Origin of the sequence: Georgenia sp. M64, assembly GCF_038049925.1 — a bacterium.
Taxonomy (GTDB): domain Bacteria; phylum Actinomycetota; class Actinomycetes; order Actinomycetales; family Actinomycetaceae; genus Georgenia.
The window spans coordinates 2191576-2212531 of the sequence record NZ_CP145809.1 but is presented as its reverse complement, the minus strand read 5'-3'; the positions used below and the strand labels follow the sequence as shown (position 1 = coordinate 2212531).

18 protein-coding genes are annotated in these 20956 nt (G+C 75.3%); 12 read left to right on the top strand and 6 right to left on the bottom strand.

Annotated elements, in window-relative coordinates; genetic code table 11:
- Positions 1 to 72: 72 nt before the first annotated feature.
- The 12 genes from AAEM63_RS10030 (at position 73) to AAEM63_RS09975 (ending at position 16123) form a co-directional block, all read left to right on the top strand.
- Positions 73 to 1074 (top strand): MoxR family ATPase, encoded by a 1002-nt coding sequence (locus AAEM63_RS10030; protein WP_341358130.1) that lies wholly within the window; start codon positions 73 to 75, stop codon positions 1072 to 1074.
- Positions 1071 to 2345, top strand: a complete 1275-nt coding sequence (locus tag AAEM63_RS10025; protein ID WP_341358129.1) for a DUF58 domain-containing protein — start codon at positions 1071 to 1073, stop codon at positions 2343 to 2345. The genes AAEM63_RS10030 and AAEM63_RS10025 overlap by 4 nt, the downstream gene beginning before the upstream one ends.
- Positions 2342 to 4594 carry a transglutaminase-like domain-containing protein gene (locus AAEM63_RS10020; protein ID WP_341358128.1) on the top strand — a complete coding sequence of 751 codons (2253 nt, stop codon included), beginning with the start codon at positions 2342 to 2344 and terminating at the stop codon, positions 4592 to 4594. The genes AAEM63_RS10025 and AAEM63_RS10020 overlap by 4 nt, the downstream gene beginning before the upstream one ends.
- A complete protein-coding gene (locus tag AAEM63_RS10015) occupies positions 4591 to 8988 on the top strand; it encodes an FtsK/SpoIIIE domain-containing protein (RefSeq protein WP_341358127.1) in 4398 nt (1465 codons plus the stop codon). Before AAEM63_RS10020 ends, AAEM63_RS10015 begins: the two co-directional genes overlap by 4 nt.
- Before the next feature lie 195 nt (positions 8989 to 9183).
- On the top strand, positions 9184 to 9474 hold the full coding sequence (locus AAEM63_RS10010; protein ID WP_341358126.1) for a WXG100 family type VII secretion target: 291 nt from the start codon (positions 9184 to 9186) through the stop codon (positions 9472 to 9474).
- 94 nt (positions 9475 to 9568) lie between these two features.
- On the top strand, positions 9569 to 9871 hold the full coding sequence (locus tag AAEM63_RS10005) for a hypothetical protein (RefSeq protein WP_341358125.1): 303 nt from the start codon (positions 9569 to 9571) through the stop codon (positions 9869 to 9871).
- The gene (locus tag AAEM63_RS10000) at positions 9868 to 11049 is read left to right on the top strand and encodes a hypothetical protein (RefSeq protein WP_341358124.1); all 1182 of its coding nucleotides are present in this window, start codon (positions 9868 to 9870) and stop codon (positions 11047 to 11049) included. The genes AAEM63_RS10005 and AAEM63_RS10000 overlap by 4 nt, the downstream gene beginning before the upstream one ends.
- Positions 11046 to 11849 carry a hypothetical protein gene (locus AAEM63_RS09995; RefSeq protein WP_341358123.1) on the top strand — a complete coding sequence of 268 codons (804 nt, stop codon included), beginning with the start codon at positions 11046 to 11048 and terminating at the stop codon, positions 11847 to 11849. The genes AAEM63_RS10000 and AAEM63_RS09995 overlap by 4 nt, the downstream gene beginning before the upstream one ends.
- Complete coding sequence (locus AAEM63_RS09990; protein WP_341358122.1) at positions 11846 to 12268, top strand: hypothetical protein; 423 nt, start codon at positions 11846 to 11848, stop codon at positions 12266 to 12268. Before AAEM63_RS09995 ends, AAEM63_RS09990 begins: the two co-directional genes overlap by 4 nt.
- 505 nt (positions 12269 to 12773) lie before the next feature.
- Positions 12774 to 14531: a 2-isopropylmalate synthase gene (leuA, locus tag AAEM63_RS09985; protein WP_341358121.1), complete on the top strand. Its 1758-nt coding sequence runs from the start codon at positions 12774 to 12776 to the stop codon at positions 14529 to 14531.
- A 75-nt stretch (positions 14532 to 14606) separates the two neighbouring features.
- Positions 14607 to 15338 carry a DNA repair protein RecO gene (recO, locus tag AAEM63_RS09980; RefSeq protein ID WP_341358120.1) on the top strand — a complete coding sequence of 244 codons (732 nt, stop codon included), beginning with the start codon at positions 14607 to 14609 and terminating at the stop codon, positions 15336 to 15338.
- Positions 15335 to 16123 carry an isoprenyl transferase gene (locus AAEM63_RS09975; RefSeq protein ID WP_341358119.1) on the top strand — a complete coding sequence of 263 codons (789 nt, stop codon included), beginning with the start codon at positions 15335 to 15337 and terminating at the stop codon, positions 16121 to 16123. Before recO ends, AAEM63_RS09975 begins: the two co-directional genes overlap by 4 nt.
- Positions 16124 to 16321: 198 nt before the next feature.
- Here the strand turns inward: AAEM63_RS09975 and AAEM63_RS09970 are convergent, their stop codons facing one another.
- The 6 genes from AAEM63_RS09970 to AAEM63_RS09945 all read right to left on the bottom strand — a co-directional run bounded on the left by AAEM63_RS09970 (position 16322) and on the right by AAEM63_RS09945 (position 20931).
- Positions 16322 to 17032 carry a transglycosylase family protein gene (locus AAEM63_RS09970; protein WP_341358118.1) on the bottom strand — a complete coding sequence of 237 codons (711 nt, stop codon included), beginning with the start codon at positions 17030 to 17032 and terminating at the stop codon, positions 16322 to 16324.
- Between the two features lie 223 nt (positions 17033 to 17255).
- Positions 17256 to 17804, bottom strand: coding sequence for a VTT domain-containing protein (locus AAEM63_RS09965; RefSeq protein ID WP_341358117.1), 549 nt, complete (start codon positions 17802 to 17804; stop codon positions 17256 to 17258).
- Positions 17797 to 18198: a Fur family transcriptional regulator gene (locus AAEM63_RS09960; protein ID WP_341358116.1), complete on the bottom strand. Its 402-nt coding sequence runs from the start codon at positions 18196 to 18198 to the stop codon at positions 17797 to 17799. The genes AAEM63_RS09965 and AAEM63_RS09960 overlap by 8 nt, the downstream gene beginning before the upstream one ends.
- Positions 18198 to 19109: a metal ABC transporter permease gene (locus AAEM63_RS09955; RefSeq protein WP_341358115.1), complete on the bottom strand. Its 912-nt coding sequence runs from the start codon at positions 19107 to 19109 to the stop codon at positions 18198 to 18200. The genes AAEM63_RS09960 and AAEM63_RS09955 overlap by 1 nt, the downstream gene beginning before the upstream one ends.
- Complete coding sequence (locus AAEM63_RS09950) at positions 19109 to 19954, bottom strand: metal ABC transporter ATP-binding protein (protein WP_341358114.1); 846 nt, start codon at positions 19952 to 19954, stop codon at positions 19109 to 19111. Before AAEM63_RS09950 ends, AAEM63_RS09955 begins: the two co-directional genes overlap by 1 nt.
- Positions 19945 to 20931, bottom strand: a complete 987-nt coding sequence (locus tag AAEM63_RS09945) for a metal ABC transporter substrate-binding protein (protein WP_341358113.1) — start codon at positions 20929 to 20931, stop codon at positions 19945 to 19947. Before AAEM63_RS09945 ends, AAEM63_RS09950 begins: the two co-directional genes overlap by 10 nt.
- Between the last annotated feature and the right edge of the window lie 25 nt (positions 20932 to 20956).

Sequence of the window (20956 nt, the reverse complement as noted above, 5' to 3'; positions counted from 1 at the left end):
CAGCCGGCCAGCCACCGCCCAGGACCCGGCCCAGCCGGCGAACCCCGACCGCCCACCACCCCCGAGGACCTCATGACCACCACCACCGTGCAGCCCGTGATGACCCAGGAGCAGGCCGCCTGGTTCGCCGAGACCTTCACCCGGCTGGTCGACAACGTCGGCCAGGCCGTGCTCGGCAAGAACCACGTCGTCCGCCTCGTCGTCACCACGCTGCTCTCCGGCGGCCACCTGCTCCTCGAGGACTACCCCGGTACCGGCAAGACCCAGCTCGCCCGCGCGCTGGGGCAGACCCTCCAGGCGACGTCCAGCCGGATCCAGTTCACCCCGGACCTGCTGCCCTCGGACGTCACGGGCGTGTCGATCTTCGACCCGAAGACCCAGACCTTCGAGTTCCACCAGGGCCCGATCTTCGCCTCCGTGGTCCTCGCGGACGAGATCAACCGGGCCTCGCCCAAGACCCAGTCGGCCCTGCTGGAGGTCATGGAGGAGGGCCGCGTCACCGTCGACGGTGTGAGCCACCGCGTCGGCCGGCCCTTCATCGTCCTGGCCACCCAGAACCCCATCGAGCAGGCCGGCACCTACCGCCTCCCCGAGGCCCAGCTCGACCGGTTCCTCATGCGCACCTCGGTCGGCTACCCCGACCACGCCGCGACCGTGGAGATCCTCGCCGCGGCCGCCGTGCGCGACCGGGCGGGCGCCCTCGACCCCGTCATCACCGGCGCGGCCGTGGCCGACATGGTCGCCCTGGCCGACACCGTCCACGTCGACCCGGCCGTCCTGGAGTACGTGGCCCGCCTCGCCGCGGAGACCCGCCGCGCCCCGGGCGTCGTCGTCGGTGTCTCGGTGCGCGGGGCGCTGTCCCTCGTCCGCGCCGCAAAGACGTGGGCGGCCTCCCAGGGGCGCACCTACGTCGTGCCCGACGACGTCAGCGACCTCGCCGAGCCCGTCTGGGCGCACCGCCTCGTGCTCGAGGCCGAGGCCGAGTTCGAGGGAGCCACCGCCGCCGGCGCCGTCGCCGCGGTGGTCGCCGACGTCGTGCCGCCCACCGTGCGGGAGCAGGCACCGCGGCAGTGAGCACCGCCCGCACCACCGCACGCCCCGCCGCGACGAGCCTGAGCGGGCGCTTCCGCACCGTCCCCGGCGTCCAGGCCGCGCTCACCCGTACCGCCGCGCCCCGCGCGGCCGTGGCGACGGCGCTCGGCTGGGTCTCCGCGGCGGGCTGGTCGACCCTGGCGGTGGGCGCCGTGGCCTGGGTTGCCGGGGCCCGGCTGGGCTGGCTCGAGCTCGTCGCGGGCGGGGCGGGACTGCTGGCCGTCCTCGCCGGTGCGCTGGCCTTCACCCTCGGGCGTCAGCCCTTCGCCGTGGAGCTGCGCCTGTCGGAGCACCGGGTCACCGTGGGGGAGCGGGCCATGGCGGGGGTGACGGTGCGCAACACCGCCGCCCACCCCGTCCTGCCCGCCCGGGTCGAGCTCGCCGTCGGTGACGCCGAGACCGGCTTCGCGCTGCCGGGCCTGCCACGCGGCGGGGAGCACGAGGAGCTCTTCGCCATCCCGACGTCGCGCCGCGCCGTCATCGCCGTCGGCCCCGTGCGCACGGTCCGCGGCGACCCGCTCGGCCTGGTCCGTCGGGCGATGACCTGGACCGAGACCGTCGAGCTGTTCGTGCACCCGCGCACCGTGCGGCTCGCGTCGAGCTCGGCGGGGTTCCTCCACGACCTCGAGGGCCGGCCGACCCGGGACATCACGAGCTCGGACCTGTCGTTCCACGCCCTGCGCGAGTACATCCCCGGGGACGACCGCCGGCACGTCCACTGGCGCTCCTCCGCCCGCACCGGCACGCTCATGGTCCGCCAGTACGAGGAGACCCGGCGCTCCCACGTCGTCGTCGCCCTCTCCCGCAACGCCGCGGACCACCCCGAGCCCGAGGAGCTGGAGCTCGCGGTCTCCGCCGCGGCCTCCCTGGGGCTCCAGGCCTTCGCCGAGGAGAAGGACCTCACGGTCCTGACCACCCACGAGGTGCTGCGCACCCGTTCGGCCCGCGCGCTCCTGGACGACCTCACCCGCCTGGTCCCCGGGACCGGGCCCGGCTCGGTGGTCTCGATGGCCCGCACCGTGGCCCGTGAGGTCGAGCACGCCTCCCTCGCCGTCCTCGTCTGCGGCTCGGGGACGACCCCGCACGACCTGCGCGCCGCCGGGGCGGTCCTTCCCCTGGGCGTGCGGGCCGTCGCGGTGCGCGCCGACGTCGACGCCGAGCCCGGTGTCGCGACGGTCGGGGCCGTCACCGTGGTGACCGTGCCCACCCTGGCGGACCTCCCGGCCGCCCTGCGGACGGTGATGCGCCGATGAGGACCCTCCTGGCCCGCCGCCTGCCCGACGTCGCCGGCCCGGCGCTGCTCGTGCTGCTCGCCCTCGTCCCCCTCCTGCCCGTCTTCGGCTCGGCACGCCTCGTCGCCGCCGCGGTCGGCGGGGTCCTGGCCGGCACCGCGCTGGCCGTCGTCGGTGCCGCGCGGCGCTGGGGCGCCCTGACACTCCTCGCCGCCACCGCCGTCGCGCTCGTCCTCCTCTCACCCCTCGCGGCGCCCACGACGGCGCTCGGCGGGCTCGTGCCCACCCCGGAGACGATCGGGTCGGTGGGGCGCGGCGTGGTCACCTCGTGGAAGGAGGTCGTCACGGTCGCCCCGCCGCTCGGCGACGGCGGCGCGAGGCTCACCGCGCCCTACCTCCTCGGGCTCGTCGCCGCCCTCGTGGCGGTCAGCGTGGCGCTGCGCACCCGGCGCCCCGCCCTGGCGCTCGTGGCGCCGGTGCTCGTGCTGGCCCTCGCGGTCCTCCTCGGAACGGCGGACGTCACCACCGCCGTGCCCCTCGGCCTGGCCCTGGCGCTCGGGTCCCTGCTGTGGGGCACCTGGCGCACCGGCCGGGCCCACGCCGGCCGGCTGCCCGGCGTCGCCGCCCTGGCCGCCCTCGGCCTCGTCGCCGGCGCCGGCGTCGCCCTCCTCGCCCCGCCGGAGGCGCCCCGGCTCATCCTGCGCGAGCGCGTCGAGCCGCCACCGGACATCCGCGACTACGCCAGCCCGCTCGCGGGCTTCCGCAGCCACGTCAAGGACCACCGCGACACCGCGCTGCTCACCGTGTCGGGCCTGCCCGCCGGCACCGCGCTGCGGCTGGCGGTCCTGGACGCCTACGACGGCACCGCGTGGACGGTCTCCGGCGCGGCGGCGTCCGGCTCGGGCGAGTTCACCCGCATCGGAGAAAGGATCGAGCCCGACGTGCCCGCGGGGCTCGCCCGCGTGCGCGTCACCGTGGGGGAGTACGCGGGGGTGTGGGTGCCCGTCGCCGGCCGGGCGTACGACGTCGACTTCACCGGCGCGCGGGCCGAGACGCTCGAGCGCTCCTTCTACTTCAGCCGTGCCGGCGGCACGGGCCTGACCACCGCCGGGCTGCGGGCGGGGGACACCTACGAGGTCCTCGCCGCGCCCGTCACGGCGCCGCGGGCCACCGAGCTCGAGGGCGCCCCGGTGGCCGACGTCGAGCTGCCCCCGGCGCTCTTCCCCGAGTCCGCCACCACCGTCGCGGCGAGCATGACCGCCGAGGCCACCACCCCGCTCGCGCAGATCCAGGCCGTCGAGGCCGGCCTGCAGCAGGGATACTTCTCCCACGGCCTCGAGGGCGAGGCGCCCTCCCTCCCCGGCCACGGCGCCGCCCGCGTCGACGAGCTGCTCGCCGGTGAGGCGATGGTCGGCGACGAGGAGCAGTACGCCGCCGCCATGGGGCTCATGCTGCGCGCCCTGGGCATCCCGTCCCGGGTCGTCATGGGCCTGGAGGCCGCCGGTGACGGCGACCTCACCGGCGAGGACGTCACCGCCTGGGTCGAGGTCCCCTTCGAGGGGCACGGGTGGGTGCCGTTCCACCCCACCCCGGACGAGGACCGCATCTGGCAGGACGAGGCTCCGCAGCCCCAGAACCGCCCCCAGCCGCAGGTGCTCCAGCCGCCCCCGCCCGCCCAGGAGCCCCCCGAGGCGCCACCGGCGGACCGGCGGGACGTGGAGGTCGAGGACGAGGACGAGGAGGAGGAGCAGGCGTTCCCGCTCGCCCTGCTCGTCGCGGCCGTCGCCGGTGGTCTCCTGCTCGTGCTGCTCCTGCCGCTGCTGGTGGTCGTCGCGGTCAAGGCCCTGCGGGCCCGCCGGCGTCGCCTGCGCGGCACGCCCACCCAGCGCGTGGCCGGAGCCTGGTCGGAGGTGATCGACGCGGCGACCGACCTGGGGGTGGACCTCCCGCGCACCGCGACCCGGCGTCAGGGCGCGCGCGTCGTCACCGCCGCGGTCAGCGGCGCCGGTGGCGCGCTGCACCAGCTGGCCGCGCGGGCCGACGAGGCCACCTTCGGACCCGTCCCGCCCGCGGAGGGTGACGTGGAGGGGCACTGGGGCGACGTGCGCGCCACCCTGACCCGGCTGCGCGCCGCGGTCGGCCGGCGACGGTGGTGGCGCTCGCGCGTCTCGACCCGGTCCCTGCGCCGGCCCGCGACCCGTCCCGCCGGGCGCCCGCGCGTGAGGACCACACCCGACCGCGCCCCGGCGCACCCCGAGGAGACCCGGTGAGGATCAAGCTCAGCCTGCTGCGGACGTCCGCCGACCCGGTCGACCTCGCCGTCACCGTCGACGGCACGGCGACCGTCGCCGACGTCGCCCGCACCCTGCACGCCACCGACCCTGCGGCCGCGCCGCTGAGCACCGGCGAGGTCGAGGGGCTCACCCTGCGTCGCCACGTCCCGGACGGCAGCGTGCGCCTGCTCGACCCGCAGGCACCGGCCGGGCAGACCGTCCGGCCCGGCTCCGTGGTCTCCCTCGCCCAGGCCGCCCGGCGCTTCGCCGACGGCGGCACCGGCCCGGCCGTGGCCCGGCTGCGGGTCCTCGAGGGCCCCGACGCCGGGCTCAGCGCCGACCTGCCGGAGGGCACCACCGTCATCGGGCGGGGCAAGGGGTGCGACGTGCGGCTGGCCGACCCCACCGTGTCCAAGGAGCACGCGCGCCTCAGCGTCGGCGACGTCGTCGAGATCGTCGACCTGCGCTCGGCCAACGGCCTGCTCATGGGGGAGGGCCAGGTCCAGCGTGCCGTCCTGCTCCCCGAGGACACCGTCACCCTGGGCGACACCACGCTGCGGGTCGAGCGGCTCGCCGCGGCCCGGCACACCCGTCCCGACACCGCCGTGGTGGAGTTCAACAGGTCCCCGCGCCTGGCGCCGGCGTACCCCGGGGAGGAGGTCGAGGCGCCGAGGCCGCCCGCCCCGCCCAAGCCGGTGCGGCTGCCGTGGGTGATCCTGGCGGTGCCGATGCTCCTCGTGCCGGTCTTCCTCATGCTGGGCCGCAGCCCCGAGATGTTCGCCTTCATGGCGATGATGCCGCTCATGGTCATCGGCACCTACGTCGACAACCGGGCCACGAGCCGGCGCACCTTCCGCGCCGAGGTCGAGCAGTTCACGGCGACCCTCGACGCGGTGCGCAGCGAGCTGGCGGAGCGGCGCACGACCGAGCGGCAGATGCGCCTGGCCGAGCACCCCGCCGTCGCCGACCTCCTCGCCCACGCGCACGCCCTCGAGCCGCTGCTGTGGACCAGGCGGCCCGAGCACGAGGAGTTCCTCGCCCTGCGGCTGGGGGTGGGGACCACGGCCTCGCGCACCACCGTCACCCTGCCCAACCGGGGGAGCACCCCGCAGGAGTACTGGGACCGGCTCACCGAGCTGCGGGCGCAGTTCCGCGACGTCGACGGCGTCCCGGTCACCGTCGACCTGCGCGAGTCCGGGGCCCTCGGCCTGGCCGGGCCCCGCGCCGTCCTCGACGACGCCGCCCGGGCCGCGGTCGCCCAGCTCGTGCTCCTGCACTCCCCGGCCGAGCTGGTCCTCACCGTCGCGACCTCTGCCGCCTCGGCGCCGCGCTGGGACTGGACGAAGTGGCTGCCCCACGTCGGCTCCGTCCACTCCCCGCTGGACGGCGCCCACGTCGGCTCGAACCAGGCCGGTGTCCTCGGGCTCGTCGCCCGCCTCGAGGGCCTGGTCGAGGACCGCCTCGCCCGGCGCACCGGCGAGACCGCCCTGCCCGCCGTCGTCCTGCTCGTCGAGGACGACGCCCCGGTCGAGCGCGGCCGGCTCGTCCGCCTCGCCGAGGCCGGCCCGGCCGCCGGCGTGCACGTGGTGTGGTGCGCCGCCGCCGTCGAGCGCCTGCCGGCGGTGTGCCGCACGTTCCTCGCCGTCTCGACCACCACCGACGCCGGCACCGCGGGCTACGTCCGGACCGGCGACGCCGTGCGGCCCATGGTGTGCGAGAGCCTCACCGCCCCCGCCGCCGCCGACCTGGCGCGTCACCTCGCGGCGGTCGCGGACGCCGGCGCCCCGGTCGAGGACGCCTCCGACCTGCCCGCCCGGGTCTCCTACCTCTCCCTCATCGGTCCCGAGGTCGCCCAGGGAGCGACGGCGGTGCTGGAGCGCTGGCAGGAGAACGGCTCGCTCACCCCCCGCGACGGCCGCCCGCCCCAGCGCCGGCGGCACGACGCCAACCTGCGCGCCCTCATCGGCCAGGGCGCCACCGAGCCGTTCACCCTCGACCTGCGCACGCAGGGCCCGCACGCGCTCGTCGGCGGCACGACCGGGTCGGGCAAGAGCGAGTTCCTCCAGTCCTGGGTGCTGGGCATGGCCGCCGCGCACAGCCCCGACCGGGTGACGTTCCTCTTCGTCGACTACAAGGGTGGCTCGGCCTTCGCCGACTGCGTGAACCTGCCGCACACGGTGGGTCTGGTCACCGACCTCTCACCGCACCTCGTGCGCCGGGCCCTGACCTCCCTGCGGGCCGAGCTCCACCACCGCGAGCGGCTGCTGAACCGCAAGGGCGCCAAGGACCTCATCACCCTCGAGCGCACCGGCGACCCGGAGGCGCCGCCGAGCCTGGTGATCGTCGTCGACGAGTTCGCGGCGCTGGCCACCGAGGTGCCCGAGTTCGTCGACGGCGTCGTCGACGTGGCCCAGCGCGGCCGCTCCCTCGGCCTGCACCTGGTGCTGGCCACCCAGCGGCCCGCCGGCGTCATCAAGGACAACCTGCGGGCGAACACCAACCTGCGCGTGGCCCTGCGCATGGCGGACGAGAACGACTCCAGCGACGTCCTCGGCCTGCCCGACGCCGCCCACTTCGACCCCGGCACCCCCGGCCGCGGGGCCGCCCGGACCGGCCCGGGACGGGTGACGATGTTCCAGGCCGGGTACGCCGGCGGCCGCACGAGCGAGGCCGCGCCGCGCGCCGAGGTCGACGTCGAGACCCTCGCCATGGGCGCGGGCGTGCGGTGGGAGCCGCCGGAGAGCCCCGACGCCGAGCGTCCCGCCGAGGAGGGCCCCACCGACATCGCCCGGATCGTCGCGTCCGTGGCCGCCGCCGCCGAGGCGGCCGGCGTCCCGGCGCCGCGCCGGCCCTGGCTGCCGGTCCTCGGACCCGTCCAGGACCTCGCGGCGCTGCGCCCGCGCTCCGACGCCGCCCTCGTGCTCGGCGTCGTCGACGACCCCGCCCACCAGCAGCAGGTCACCACGTACTACCGGCCCGACGTCGACGGCAACATCGCCCTCTACGGTGCGGGCGGCTCGGGGAAGTCCACCGCCCTGCGCACCCTCGCCACCGGCGCCGGGATCACCCCGCGCGGTGGGCCGGTGCACGTCTACGCCCTCGACTTCTCCTCCGGCGGCCTCGCGCCGCTGGAGGCGCTGCCGCACGTCGGCGCCGTCATCGACGGCGACGACACCGAGCGGGTCCAGCGCCTCCTCGCCACCCTGCGCGACCTCGTCGAGGAGCGCTCCGCGCGGTACGCGGCCGCCCACGCGAGCACCGTGGCGGAGTACCGGGAGCGCACCGGCAGCCCCGACGAGCCGCGTGTCCTGGTCCTCCTCGACGGGTTCGCCGCCTTCCGGGCCGACTGGGAGACCGTTCCCGGGCGGGCCCCCTGGTACCAGCTGTTCCTCCAGATCCTCGTCGACGGCCGCTCCGCCGGGGTCCACGTCGCGGTGACGGCCGACCGCCCCGGCGCAATCCCCATCTCGGTGACCGGCTCGCTGCCCCGGCGGGTGGTCATGCGCCAGGCCGACGAGCAGGCCTACCTCCAGCTCGGTGCGCCGAAGGACGTCCTCGACCCCGCCTCCCCGCCGGGGCGCGCCATCACGCCCGAGGGGCTGGAGATGCAGATCGCCGTCCTCGGCGGGAGCCCGAACCTCGCCGAGCAGGTCCGCGCCGTCGAGTCGCTCGCCGGGACGCTGCGCCGCGGCGGCACGCCCGAGGCGCCCCCGGTCCGGCGCCTGCCGGCGCTCGTGCCCGCCCGCGAGATGCCGGCGAGCGTCGACGGGTGGCCCGTCCTCGGTGTCGCGGACGACACGCTCGAGCCGGTCGGCTTCGCCCCGGCCGGGACGTTCCTCGTCGCCGGCCCCCCGGAGTCCGGGCGCACCAACGCCCTGCGCTGGCTCACGGCGTCGGTGCGCGCCGCCCGACCCGACGCCCGGTTCGTCCATCTGGCCGCCCGGCGCTCGGAGCTCGCCGGGCTGCCCGGCTGGGAGCGCTCGGCGACCGGCGCGGCCGACGTCGCCGAGGTCGCCAAGGAGGTCCTGCCGCTGTTCGGGCGCCCGCCCGGGGACGGGGAGACGGGGATCGTCCTCGTCGTGGAGAGCCTCGCGGACTTCCTCTCCGGTCCGGCCGAGCGGCCGCTCACCGAGCTGATCCAGGCGGCCCGGCGCAACGACCACCTCGTCGTCGCCGAGGCCGAGACGTCGGCGTGGGGGTCGTCGTGGCCGCTGCTCGCCGAGGTCCGCAACGGCCGGCGCGGGATCGCCCTGCAGCCCGAGAGCATCGAGGGCGACACGATCTTCCGCACGAGCTTCCCCCGGGTGCAGCGGGCCGAGTTCCCGCCCGGGCGGGGGCTGGCCGTGGACCGTGGCAAGGTGCGACGCGTCCAGCTGCCGCTGGTGCAGTGAGGGCGCAGGTCGAGCTCAGCCGCGTCGGTGACCGGCAGCGGGAGCGGGACGCGGGCGTGACGACGTCGTCGCAGCCAGGGTGGTGATGGGGAGTTCTCCCCATCGGGGGAGCGCGACACGGTGCCCCCCATACCGGTAGGAATAGGGCAGCGGATCCGGCCGGAAGGCGGCCGGACCACGAGAAGGGGGAAGCACATGGCCAACATCAACGTCTCCTACGACGAGATGCAGCGCGAGGCGAACAACCTCGTCACCGCGAAGGAGCAGATCGTCGCCGACCTGCAGCGCCTGCAGGCCCAGATCCAGGGCCTGGTGGAGTCCGGGTTCGTCACGGACCAGGCCTCGGTGCGGTTCAACGAGTCCTACCAGCAGTTCACCCAGGGCGCGCAGACCACCATCGAGGGCCTGCAGGACCTGTCGCAGTACCTCACCAACGCCGCCCAGGCGCTGGCCGACACCGACTCGCAGCTGGCCGCCGGCATCTGACCGGTGGGGAGCCGGCGGGGGATCGCCCTCGGTCGGCAGCCAGCACGCACATCGCGGCGCGGCCTCCGGGCCGCGCCGCGCACGAGGGGGAGAGATGTCTGACGAGCTGATCGTCGACCGGGCCTACGTCGAGGACGTCCGGGACGACCTCACGCGCCTGGACGAGCGCATGGCGTCCGTGCACGACACGCTGCGCGGCATGTCCGGGCTCGCGGTCGGGGCGCGGATCCTCCACGACGACGTCGTGGAGTTCGCCGACAGCTGGGACGACAGCCTCGACGAGGTGCGCGAGCAGGGCCGGCAGGCCGGCACCTTCCTCGGGCAGGTCCTGGAGGCCTTCGAGACCCTCGACCTGCGTCTCGCCGAGCAGCTCGTCACCCGGGAGAGGCACGGATGAGCGGGTACCTCACCGCCTCACGGGTGCTGGAGAACCTCGGCTGGGACCCCACCCCGGGCGACGTCGAGGGCACCCGGGACCTCGCGCGCCTCTTCCGTGACCTCGGCGACGACGTCGCCGAGATGTCCGCGTTCCTCCAGGGGGCGCGCACCGACCTGTGGACCGGCCAGACCGCGCGGGCCTACCAGGAGGCGATGGTCGAGTTCCCGCCACGCCTGAGCACCATCGCGACCGCCTTCGGCCAGGCCGGGGACGTCCTGTCCGGCTGGGCCGAGGACCTCGCGGGCTTCCAGGCTCGCGCGGCCACCATCGACGCCGACCTCGGTGTCGCCCTGGGGGCCGAGCGCGCCGCCGTCTCCGCCGCGGTCCCCTACCTGCAGATGGGGCCGGGTGCGGGTGAGCCCGGCGAGCGGGAGGAGGCCCTCGCCGCGGCGAACGCCGCCGCCGACCGCGTGATCGCCCTGCGCGCCGCCGCCGACCGCCTCCACGACGAGTTCAACGACGCCTCGAAGTCCTACGCGGCCCGACTCGACGCCGCCGGGGACATGTCCTTCGGCGGTGGCTGGTCCGCCACGATCGGCAACTGGGTCCGCGACTTCGGCGGGTGGGTCTCCTCCTCCGAGGTGGGCGACTGGATCCGGTCCATCGCGCCGAGCCTGTCCGACATCTCCGCCTTCTGCGGCTGGGCCTCCGCCGGGCTCGCCGTCGCGGCCGGCGTCTCGCTGTTCGTCTTCCCGCCCGCGGCGCCGTTCCTCGCGCTGGGCGCCTCGGTGGTCGGCGCCGCCGGTCTCGCCACCGACACCGCGCTGGCCGTCGCGGCTGACGGCGACTGGTCCGCCGTCGCCTGGGGGCTGGCCGGCCTCGGCGTGGGGAAGATCGCCGGCAAGGCGATCAGCCGGATCAACCACATCCGGCGCACCACCGGGGTGGGCACCGCGCCCACCGTCGTGCGCGGGGTCGACGGGCAGCCGGTCGAGCTCCCGCCGAGCCTCTTCACCACCACGGAGATGCACGCCGACGAGCTGCTCTGGCAGGCCGTCAAGATCAAGTCCAACCAGGCGCAGTGGGTCATCACGGGCGTTCCGCTCGTCCAGCAGGTCACCGCCCACGACGTCGACAACCCGTGGGACCTCCCGGCGGGCACCGCCTACCTCACGTCCGAGGAGCTGGCCCGATGAGCGCGGTCACCACCGGCACGACGGCACCCGTGACGCGCGCCGTCGAGGCACTCGTGCCGCGCGACATGCTCGACCTCCGGCTGCACCTGAGCGAGGACGAGGCGCGGGCGGAGATCGCCGAGCGGGTCGGGCGGGACGCGCCGGGCGCCGACGTCGACGCGGTCACCGGAGCTCTCCTCGTGCTGCGCCGGGGCCTGCTGCGCCGGCCGGTGATATGGGCCGGGCTGGTGAGCGCGGTGTACCCGGCGGACGCCGACGGTGCCGGCGCCGCAGGGACGTCCGACGCCACCGACGGAGCAGGCACCCCCGGAATCGACAGCGGTGCCGGCGGCGCGCAGACCTCCGACGTCGCCGATGGTGCCGGCGGTGCAGGAACCTCCGACGTCCTCGACGGTGTGCGCGGTGTGTTCGTCCAGCTCTCGGTGCAGGTGCACGACCTGCCCCCGCTGCCGGACGACGCCCCCGTCGCGCAGCACGTCATGCTCGCCCGGGCCCTTCGTGCCCGGCACCCGGGCGCGCACGTCGAGACCGTGACCACCCCGGTGACCGCCGGAGCCGCCGTCGTGCGGCTCGACGCCCTGGACTGGGCCGCTCAGGAGCACGCCGGGATGACCGTGCCGCCGGGGACGGAGCCGCTCGAGCACGGCTCCGCCGAGATCCACCTGCCCTTCCCGGCGGCCGGAGCGCTGGTCGTCGTCACGGCCTCGACGTTCCACCGCGGCTCGCTGGAGTCGTGCGCGCGCCTGGCGACGATGGTGGCCCAGAGCGTGCACGTCCTGCAGGGGGAGGAGGCCCGATGAGCGGGGCGCGGCGCGGTGGTGTGCCGGGACGCGCTCCCGAGGACGCCGGCTCCGTCGCCGAGTTCCGCGCACGCGCCTGGGCGGAGTTCCACGCGGTGACGGGTGACGGGGTCTCGCGCGCCTTCTCCCTGCGCACCATCGGCGCCGGCCTGGTCGCCGGTGTGGTGCTCATGGGGCTCGCCTCGATCATGTCCGGCCTCGCGGTGGGCTGGCTCGTCCTCGCCGTCGCGTTCCCGCTCGCCGGCTGGCTCCTCGTGCGGCAGTTCCGGGCGGGCTCCACGGGGTACACGCGCCAGCGTGAGCTCGTGCGGCTGAGCGAGGAGTTCGACGCCCGTGCCCGCGACGGGCGGATCCCCCTCGCGCCGGTGGGCTGGGCGGGGGAGATCCCGCCACCGATCACGATGAGCCGGGTGCCCTGACACCACGATGAGCCGAGTGCCCTGACACGTCCCGACCCTGACAAGGCCCCTCCTCGGCGTGTCAGGCCTCCTCCCCGGCGAAGCACGCCCCCACCTCGGCGAATCACGCCCCCACCTCGGCGACTCAGGATGAAGCGGGGTGAGTCCGGTGCGCCGGACGGGCTGACCCACCCCGGTTCCTCCGTAGTCACCGCGACTCCGCCGCCTGACCGGTGACCACCTGAACGCCGGCGACCGCCTGGAACGCCGGCCGCCACCTGAGCGCGGCCGACCACAGGGCGCGCCCAGCTGACCGCGACCACCTGAACGCCGGCGACCACCTGAATGCTGAGACGACCCCGTCCGGAAGGTGACTCGTGCCCACCGCGGGCGGTAGCCTCGTGATGTGCGCAGGTCCGTGCAGCACCAGCTGCTCCTTCTCTGCCGCGACGAGGCCAACTGACGGCCGGCCCCTCGTCGCGGCGGTCGTCGTGCCCGGCCATCACGCACGAGCGACGAGGAACCGATGAAGACCGCAGACCGCATCAGCGCCCAGCAGCCCTCCGCCATGCCGGTGTCGAAGTACCGGCCCTTCGTGGAGGTCAACCCGGTCGACCTGCCCGACCGGCAGTGGCCGACCCGCCGCACCACCCGTGCCCCCCGCTGGCTCTCCACCGACCTGCGTGACGGCAACCAGTCCCTCATCGAGCCGATGAACGCCGAGCGCAAGCGCCGGATGTTCGACCTGCTCGTGACGATGGGCTACAAGGAGATCGAGATCGGCTTCCCGGCCGCCTCGCAGACCGACTTCGACTTCGTGCGCTCGCTCGTCGAGGACGACGCGGTGCCCGACGACGTCACCGTCTCGGTCCTGACCCAGGCGCGGCCCGAGCTCATCCACCGGACCATCGACTCCCTCGTCGGCTTCCCCCGGGCGAGTGTGCACCTGTACAACGCCACCGCCCCGGTCTTCCGTGACATCGTCTTCCACAACGACCGCGAGGCCACCCAGGAGCTCGCCGTCGCCGGCACGCGCGAGGTCCTGGCCTACGCCGAGAAGGTCCTCGGCGACGAGACCGTCTTCGGCTACCAGTACTCCCCGGAGATCTTCGTCGACACCGAGCTGGACTTCGCCCTCGCCGTCTGCGAGGCGGTCATGGACGTCTGGCAGCCCGAGCCCGGCCGGGAGATCATCCTCAACCTCCCGGCCACGGTCGAGCGGGCCACCCCCAACGTCTACGCCGACCAGATCGAGTGGATGAGCCGCAACCTCACCCGGCGCGAGCACGTCGCGCTGTCGCTGCACCCGCACAACGACCGCGGCACGGGTGTCGCGGCGGCCGAGCTGGGGCTGCTCGCGGGCGCCGACCGGGTCGAGGGCTGCCTCTTCGGCCAGGGCGAGCGCACCGGCAACGTCGACCTCATCACGCTCGGCCTCAACCTCTTCAGCCAGGGCATCGACCCGATGATCGACTTCTCCGACATCGACGGGATCCGCCGCACCGTCGAGGCCTGCACGCAGATGGACGTCCACCCCCGCCACCCCTACGGCGGCGACCTCGTCTACACCTCCTTCTCCGGCTCGCACCAGGACGCCATCAAGAAGGGCTTCACGGCCCGCGCGGAGAAGGTCGCGGCGGCCGGCGGCGCCGAGGAGGCCGTCGTCTGGGAGCTGCCGTACCTCCCGATCGACCCCAAGGACGTCGGCCGCAGCTACGAGGCGGTCGTGCGGGTGAACTCCCAGTCCGGCAAGGGCGGGGTGGCCTACCTGCTCTCCTCGACCCGGCACCTGGACCTGCCCCGCCGCCTGCAGATCGAGCTGTCCGGCATCGTCCAGAAGCACACCGACGCCTACGGCGGGGAGATCGACGCCGAGCAGCTCTGGTCGATCTTCGCCGACGAGTACCTGCCGCACACCGCCGCGATGGGCCTCGAGCCGTGGGGCCGCTTCGCTCTCAAGGGCACCACCCTCACGACGGCGGGGGAGGGCACCGACGCGGTCCTCACCGTGACCCTCGTCGACGGCGGGGAGGAGAAGGTCCTCGCCGCCACCGGTAACGGCCCGATCGACGCGTTCGTCAACGCCCTCGGCGAGGTGGGCGTGGAGGTCCACGTGCTCGACTACGCCGAGCACGCGCTGTCCGAGGGCGGGGACGCCACCGCCGCCTCGTACGTCGAGTGCGAGGTGGGTGGACAGGTGCTGTGGGGCGTGGGCATCGACCCCTCGACCATGACCGCGTCCTTCAAGGCCATCGTCTCGGCGGTCAACCGCGCCGGGCGCTGAGGCGTTGCGGCCGGGCCGCCCCGTGCCCCGCGCGCCATGGGGCCGGGGCGGCGGCCGGTGGGGGACAATGAACGGGTGAAGCTGTACCGGGACGAGGCCGTGGTGCTGCGGACCCACAAGCTCGGTGAGGCCGACCGCATCATCACGCTGCTGACCCGTGAGCACGGCCAGGTCCGCGCCGTCGCCAAGGGGGTGCGGCGCACCTCGTCGAAGTTCGGTGCCCGGCTCGAGCCGTTCGGCGTCGTCGACATCCAGCTCCACCTGGGCCGGAGCCTGGACACGATCACCCAGGTCGAGACCATCGCCCCCTACGGGCGCAACCTCGGTGAGGACTACGGGCTGTACACGACCGCCCACGCCATGGCGGAGACCGCGGCCCGGCTCACCGAGATCGAGCGCGAGCCGTTCCCGCAGCAGTACCTCCTCCTCGTCGGTGCCCTGCACTCCCTGGCCACGCGCAGGCACGCGGCCTCCCTCGTGCTGGACTCCTACCTCCTGCGCGCCCTCGCCGTGGCGGGGTGGGCGCCCAGCTGCTACGACTGCGTCCGGTGCGGCACCGACGGTCCGCACCGCGGGTTCAACGCCGCGGCCGGCGGCGCGGTGTGCGACTCCTGCCGTCCACCCGGCTCGGCCTCGCCCGCCCGGGAGACGATGTCGCTCCTCGGCGCGCTGCTCTCCGGCGACTGGGCCCAGGCCGACGCGTCCGAGCCGCGCGAGCGCAAGGAGGCCTCGGGACTTGTGGCGTCCTACCTCCAGTGGCACCTCGAGCGCCAGCTGCGCTCCCTGCGGATGGTCGAGCGCGCGTGAGCGCCGCCGCGCCCGTCCCGCCGCCGCCGCACCCCTCGGGCGAGCGCGCCCCCGCGATCGACCCGCGGTTCGTGCCGCGGCACGTCGCCGTCGTCATGGACGGCAACGGCCGGTGGGCCAACGCCCGCGGCCTGCCCCGCGTCGAGGGTCACAAGGCGGGGGAGGCTGCCCTGCTCGAGGTGGTCGCCGGGGCGATCGAGATCGGGGTCACGCACGTCTCGGCGTACGCGTTCTCCACCGAGAACTGGAAGCGCTCACCGGACGAGGTCCGCTTCCTCATGGGCTTCAACCGCGACGTCCTCCACCGCCGCCGGGACCAGATGGACGCCTGGGGCGTGCGGGTGCGCTGGGCCGGCCGACGCCCGCGGCTGTGGCGCTCGGTGGTCTCCGAGCTCGAGCGGGCCGAGGAGCAGACCCGGGACAACACGGTGTGCACGCTGACGATGTGCGTCAACTACGGGGGCCGGGCCGAGATCGCCGACGCCGCCCGCAGCATCGCCCGGGAGGTCGCCGCCGGACGGCTGGACCCGGAGCGGGTCACCGAGCGCACCGTCGCCCGGCACCTGGACGAGCCGGACCTGCCCGACGTCGACATGTTCCTGCGCACGGGCGGGGAGCAGCGCACGTCGAACTTCCTGCTGTGGCAGTCCGCGTACGCCGAGATGGTCTTCATCGACGACGCCTGGCCCGACGTCGACCGCCGCACCCTGTGGCGTGCCGTGGAGACCTACGCCCGTCGCGACCGCCGCTACGGCGGGGCGGTGGACCGGCCCGAGGGCATCTAGGGCCATCGCCCGCACGACGACGAAGGGCCACCCACCCGTACGACGACGGCCCGCCGCGCGAAACGACGAGGGCGTCCCGCGCCAACGACGAGGGCCCGCGGCGCGAACGACGAGGGGCCTCCCGCAGTGCGGGAGGCCCCTCGGTGTGGGCGGCTCATCAGGTGCGCAGCACCTGGTCAGCGGGTGCGCAGCAGCTGGTCAGCCGATGCGGAGCACCTGACCGGGGAAGATCAGGTCGGGGTTGTCGCCGACCACCGAACGGTTCGTCTCGAAGAGGTCGCGCCAGAAGACGCCGTGGTCGGTGGCGATCCTGGCCAGGGTCTCGCCGGCGACCACGGTGTGGGTCTCCGCGGCCGGGTTCGGTGCCGGCGCCTGCTCGGCGGGCGCCGGGTGGGTGTGCTCCTGCTCGGCGGGTGCCGGGTGCGTGTGCTCCTGCTCGGCGGGCGCCTGTGGGGCCGGGGCGGGTGCGGCCTGCACGGCGGGTGCCGCGCCGGCGGACCCGGCCTTGTCGCCCTCGGAGAGCCCCAGCTTCGCCGAGCACGCCGGCCAGGCGCCCCAGCCCTGCACGGCAAGGGTCTGCTCGGCCGTGGCGATCTGCTGCTCACGGCTGGCGAGGTCCGCCCGCGCCGCGTACTGCGTGCCGCCGAACGCCTCCCAGGTGCTCTGGGAGAACTGCAGACCGCCGTAGTAGCCGTTGCCGGTGTTGATCGACCAGTTGCCGCTGCTCTCGCACTGCGCGAGGGCGTCCCAGGTCTCGCCGGAGGCGGCCCCGGCGCCGGTGACACCGACCGCGGGCACGGACAGCATGGCCAGGAGGGCGCCGACGCCGCCGGCGCGCCGGACGCGGGCGGCGGTGCTGCGGGGCGCGGCCGTGGTGGCCGTGCCGGACATGGTGTTTCTCGTGGTCATGGAGTTCCTTCCGCGCGTGCCTCGCCCGTTGCGGGCTCCCCGCCCCCGCGCGATGGGGGACCTGCACGACCGCCGGGGCGGGGTGGCGCTGCGGCGTGCACCGGGCGCCCGGCGGGCGACCCGGCCGCGGCGGTCGGAGGCCCGCCGCGGACCCCACGACGTTACGTGACCGTTTCGTGATCTTCCACCGCAGGGCGGACGACTGTGCGGTCCTCGGGACGCCTCAGCCGCGGGCCGGCTCCTCCGAGACCGCCGGGGTGGTCGCGGCGCCGTCGAGCGTCGTCGGTCGACGACGGCGCCGCACGAGGACGGTCGAGACGAGGACGACGGTCAGTGCCCCGATGCCCGCCAGGCCCCACGGGGACCCGGCGGCGGCGGCGAGCCCGGCCTCCCACACCGCGAAGCCGATGGTGGAGTAGATGGCCGCCCACGCCAGGGCGCCGGGGAGCTGGGCGACGGTGTAGCGCACCCAGCCGATGCGCAGCACGCCGGCCCCGGCGTTGACCATCGTCTGGAAGCCCACGGTGAGGTAGGAGAAGGGCACGACGACCAGGCCCCACCGCCGGATCGCCTCGATGCCGCGCTCGGTGCCCTCCCCGGCCAGCCAGTCGTGCAGGTGGCGCGCGCGGCCACCCGCCGGGTGGGTGCGGCGCAGGGTCTGGTCGGTGACCACCCGTCCTGCCCAGTACGTCGCCTGCCCGCGCACGGTGGCCCCCGACCACATGAACACGAACACGAGCCAGAACGGCCAGGACGAGAGGAACTCAGGCACGGGCTGCTTCCCTCTCCGCGCAGCGGGCGCACGTGCCGAACAGCTCGGCGGTGTGGTCCACCTCGACGAAGCCGTTGTCCCGGGCCACCTCGGCCGCCCACCGCTCCACCGGGGCGCCCTCGACCTCCACGGTGCGTCCGCAGCCGCGGCACACCAGGTGGTGGTGGTGCTCGGACCGGCCGCACCGGCGGTACCGGGTCTCGCCGTCGGCGATGCGCAGGACGTCCACCTCGCCGGCGTCGGCGAGGGACTGCAGCGTCCGGTACACCGTGGCCAGGCCGATCGACTCGCCCGCCTCGCGCAGCATCTCGTGGAGCTGCTGCGCGCTGCGGAAGTCCCGCGTCCGGGCGAGCATCCCGCTGACGGCGGCGCGCTGGCGCGTCATCCGCAGCATCACACCGCCTCCCGGACCTCGACGTCGTCGTCCACGTCCAGGTGGGGGTCCTCCCCGGCCGGACGCCGGAGCGACGGGCGCAGCACCGATACTACGGCGTACAGCCCGATGGCGAGCATGACGATCGTGGCCCCGGGGGACAGCGACCGGAAGTACGTGATGGACAGGCCCACCACCGTCACGACCACCCCGATCGTCATGGCCAGCGCCATGGTCGCCCGGAACGACCGGGCCACCAGCTGGGCCACCGCGACCGGGACGATCATCAGTGCGGAGACGAGCAGCACGCCCACGACACGCATCGAGACCGACACCGTGAGAGCCGCCGTCACCGCGACGGTGATGTTCAGCGCACGGACCGGCAGGCCGGTGGCCCGGGCGAACTCCTCGTCGTGGCTGAGCGCGAACAGCGCGGGCCGCAGGCCCAGACCCACGCCGAGGATGACCGCGGCGAGGACCACGGTGAGCCACACGTCCGTCGTCGTCACCGTCGAGATCGAGCCGAAGAGGTAGCCGGTGAGGTTGGCCGACGTCCCGCCGGCGAGGCCGATGAGGAGGACGCCGCCGGCGATGCCACCGTAGAAGAGCAGCGCGAGGGCGACGTCGCCGCTGGTGCGGCCCTGCTCCCGGACGAGCTCGACGGCGATGGCGCCCGCGACGGCGGCCACGACCGCGCCCGGCACGGCGAGGACGTCGTGCGGGGTGAGGCCGACGGCGGCGCCGGCGAGCCAGCCCGCCGCCACGCCGGTCAGTGCCATGTGGCCGATGCCGTCGCCGAGGAGGGCCAGGCGCCGCTGGACGAGGTAGGTCCCCACGACGGGCGCGGAGAGGCCGACGAGGAGGGCGACGAGCAGCGCTCGGCGCATGAGGGGGCTGGCGAGCATGTCGCCGAGGGTCGTCAGGAGGTCCATCACCACTCCGCGGAGAGGTCGGGGGCGGCGTAGCCGGGGACGGGCTGGTCGCCGTGGGCGTGGTCGTGCTCGTGGTCGGGGTCGTCGTGGCCGGGGACCGGGGCGGGCGGTGCGCCGTCGTGCACGACCCGGCCGTGGCGCAGGACCACGGCCCGCTGCACGAGGCCCTGGAGCTCGCCGAGCTCGTGGAGGACGACGAGCACGGTGGTGCCGCGCTCGCGCAGGCCGGTGAGCGTGCCGGCGAGGGCCTCCTTCGACTCCCGGTCGATGCCGGCGAGGGGCTCGTCGAGGATGAGGAGGTCGGGCCGGCGCACGAGCGCACGCGCGATGAGCACCCGCTGCTGCTGGCCGCCGGAGAAGACCTGCACGCTCCGGTGGGCGCGGGCGGCCAGGCCGACCTCCTCCAGCGCCTCCATGGCGCGCTGCCGGGCGCCGGGGCCGGGCCGCAGCCGCCGGTTGTCCAGCAGCCCGGACGTCACCACCTCCAGCGCGGTCGCGGGGACGCCGGCGGTGGCGGTGACCCGCTGCGGGGCGTAGCCCACCCGGCGCCACGGGACGGCGCGCCGGTCGCCGACGTCGGCGCCGAAGACCCGGGCGTGGCCGTGGGTGACCGGGACGATCCCCACGAGCGACTTCACCAGCGTGGACTTGCCCGAGCCGTTCGCGCCGAGGAGGGCGACCATCTCCCCGGCGCCGACGGTGAAGGTCACGCCGCGCACGATGTGGGCGTGCCCGAGCGTGACCCCGAGGTCCTCGACCGCGAGCGGGACCTCCGCCGACGGCCCGCCCGCCGCGGCGGGGCGGTCGGGCGAGCCGGCGTCGTTCATGCCGTCGTTCACGCGCACGCGAGCGCCTCCCTCAGGGCGGCGAGGTTCTCGCGCATGACCACCTGGTAGTCCTTGCTGTCGTCGGCCAGGCCCTCCAGGGGGTCCAGGACGGCGGTCTCGACGCCGAGGTCGTCGGCGAGGGTCTCGGCCACCTTGGGGTTGACGAGGGACTCGGTGAAGATCGTCGTGACGCCCTCGGCGCGCACGACGTCGCCGATCTCGGCGAGACGCGCGGGCGACGGCTCGGTGTCGGGGTCGATGCCGGAGATGCCCACCTGCTCGAAGTCGTAGGCCTCGGCCAGGTAGCCGTACGCCTCGTGCGCGACGACGACGGTGCGGATCTCGCACTGGGCGAGCCCGGTGGTGAACTCCTCGTCCAGGGCCGTCAGCTCGCCGGCCAGGGTCTCGGCGTTCGCCTCGTACTCCTGCGCGTTGTCGGGGTCGGCGGCCGCGAGCTCGTCCGCGACGTCGACGGCCACCTCCGCGAGCAGGGTGGGGTCCAGCCAGAGGTGCGGGTCGGCGCCGGCCTCGCCCGCGTGCTCGTCCTCTGCCGCGTGGTCGTCGGTCTCGGCCGAGTGGTCGTCGGCCTCGGCCGACTCCTCGTCGGCGTGGTCGTCGGTGCCGGCCCGCTCGGCGTGGGCGGCGGCGTCGACGAGGTGCTCGGGCGAGGTCTGGGCCACGGCGTCGTCGACGGCCGGCTGGAAGCCGGAGAGGTAGACGACGACGGAGGCCTCGCCGAGGCGTGCGACGTCGGCCGGGGCGAGCTCGAGGTCGTGCGGCTCGGCCCCGGGCGGGGTGAGGGAGTCGACCTGCACACGGTCACCGCCCACCCGCTCGGCCACGTACTGCAGCGGGTAGAAGGAGGCGAGGACCTCGGCGCCGGCACCGTCGGGGGAGCCGGCGCCGCCGTCGCCCGAACCGGTTCCCGAGCAGGCGGCGAGCGTCGTCGCCAGGACGGTCGCCGCGGCGGCCGTGCGGAGGGTGCGTCGCGTCATGAGGATCATTCTCATCGGTATTGAG

Coding starts and splice junctions, on each gene's coding strand:
- AAEM63_RS10000 (WP_341358124.1), top strand. CDS start 9,868: ATGAGCGGGTACCTCACCGCCTCACGGGTGCTGGAGAACCTCGGCTGG.
- AAEM63_RS10005 (WP_341358125.1), top strand. CDS start 9,569: ATGTCTGACGAGCTGATCGTCGACCGGGCCTACGTCGAGGACGTCCGG.
- AAEM63_RS09945 (WP_341358113.1), bottom strand. CDS start 20,931: ATGACGCGACGCACCCTCCGCACGGCCGCCGCGGCGACCGTCCTGGCG.
- leuA (WP_341358121.1), top strand. CDS start 12,774: ATGAAGACCGCAGACCGCATCAGCGCCCAGCAGCCCTCCGCCATGCCG.
- AAEM63_RS09960 (WP_341358116.1), bottom strand. CDS start 18,198: ATGCTGCGGATGACGCGCCAGCGCGCCGCCGTCAGCGGGATGCTCGCC.
- AAEM63_RS10010 (WP_341358126.1), top strand. CDS start 9,184: ATGGCCAACATCAACGTCTCCTACGACGAGATGCAGCGCGAGGCGAAC.
- AAEM63_RS09955 (WP_341358115.1), bottom strand. CDS start 19,109: ATGGACCTCCTGACGACCCTCGGCGACATGCTCGCCAGCCCCCTCATG.
- AAEM63_RS09995 (WP_341358123.1), top strand. CDS start 11,046: ATGAGCGCGGTCACCACCGGCACGACGGCACCCGTGACGCGCGCCGTC.
- AAEM63_RS09990 (WP_341358122.1), top strand. CDS start 11,846: ATGAGCGGGGCGCGGCGCGGTGGTGTGCCGGGACGCGCTCCCGAGGAC.
- AAEM63_RS09970 (WP_341358118.1), bottom strand. CDS start 17,032: ATGACCACGAGAAACACCATGTCCGGCACGGCCACCACGGCCGCGCCC.
- AAEM63_RS10020 (WP_341358128.1), top strand. CDS start 2,342: ATGAGGACCCTCCTGGCCCGCCGCCTGCCCGACGTCGCCGGCCCGGCG.
- AAEM63_RS10030 (WP_341358130.1), top strand. CDS start 73: ATGACCACCACCACCGTGCAGCCCGTGATGACCCAGGAGCAGGCCGCC.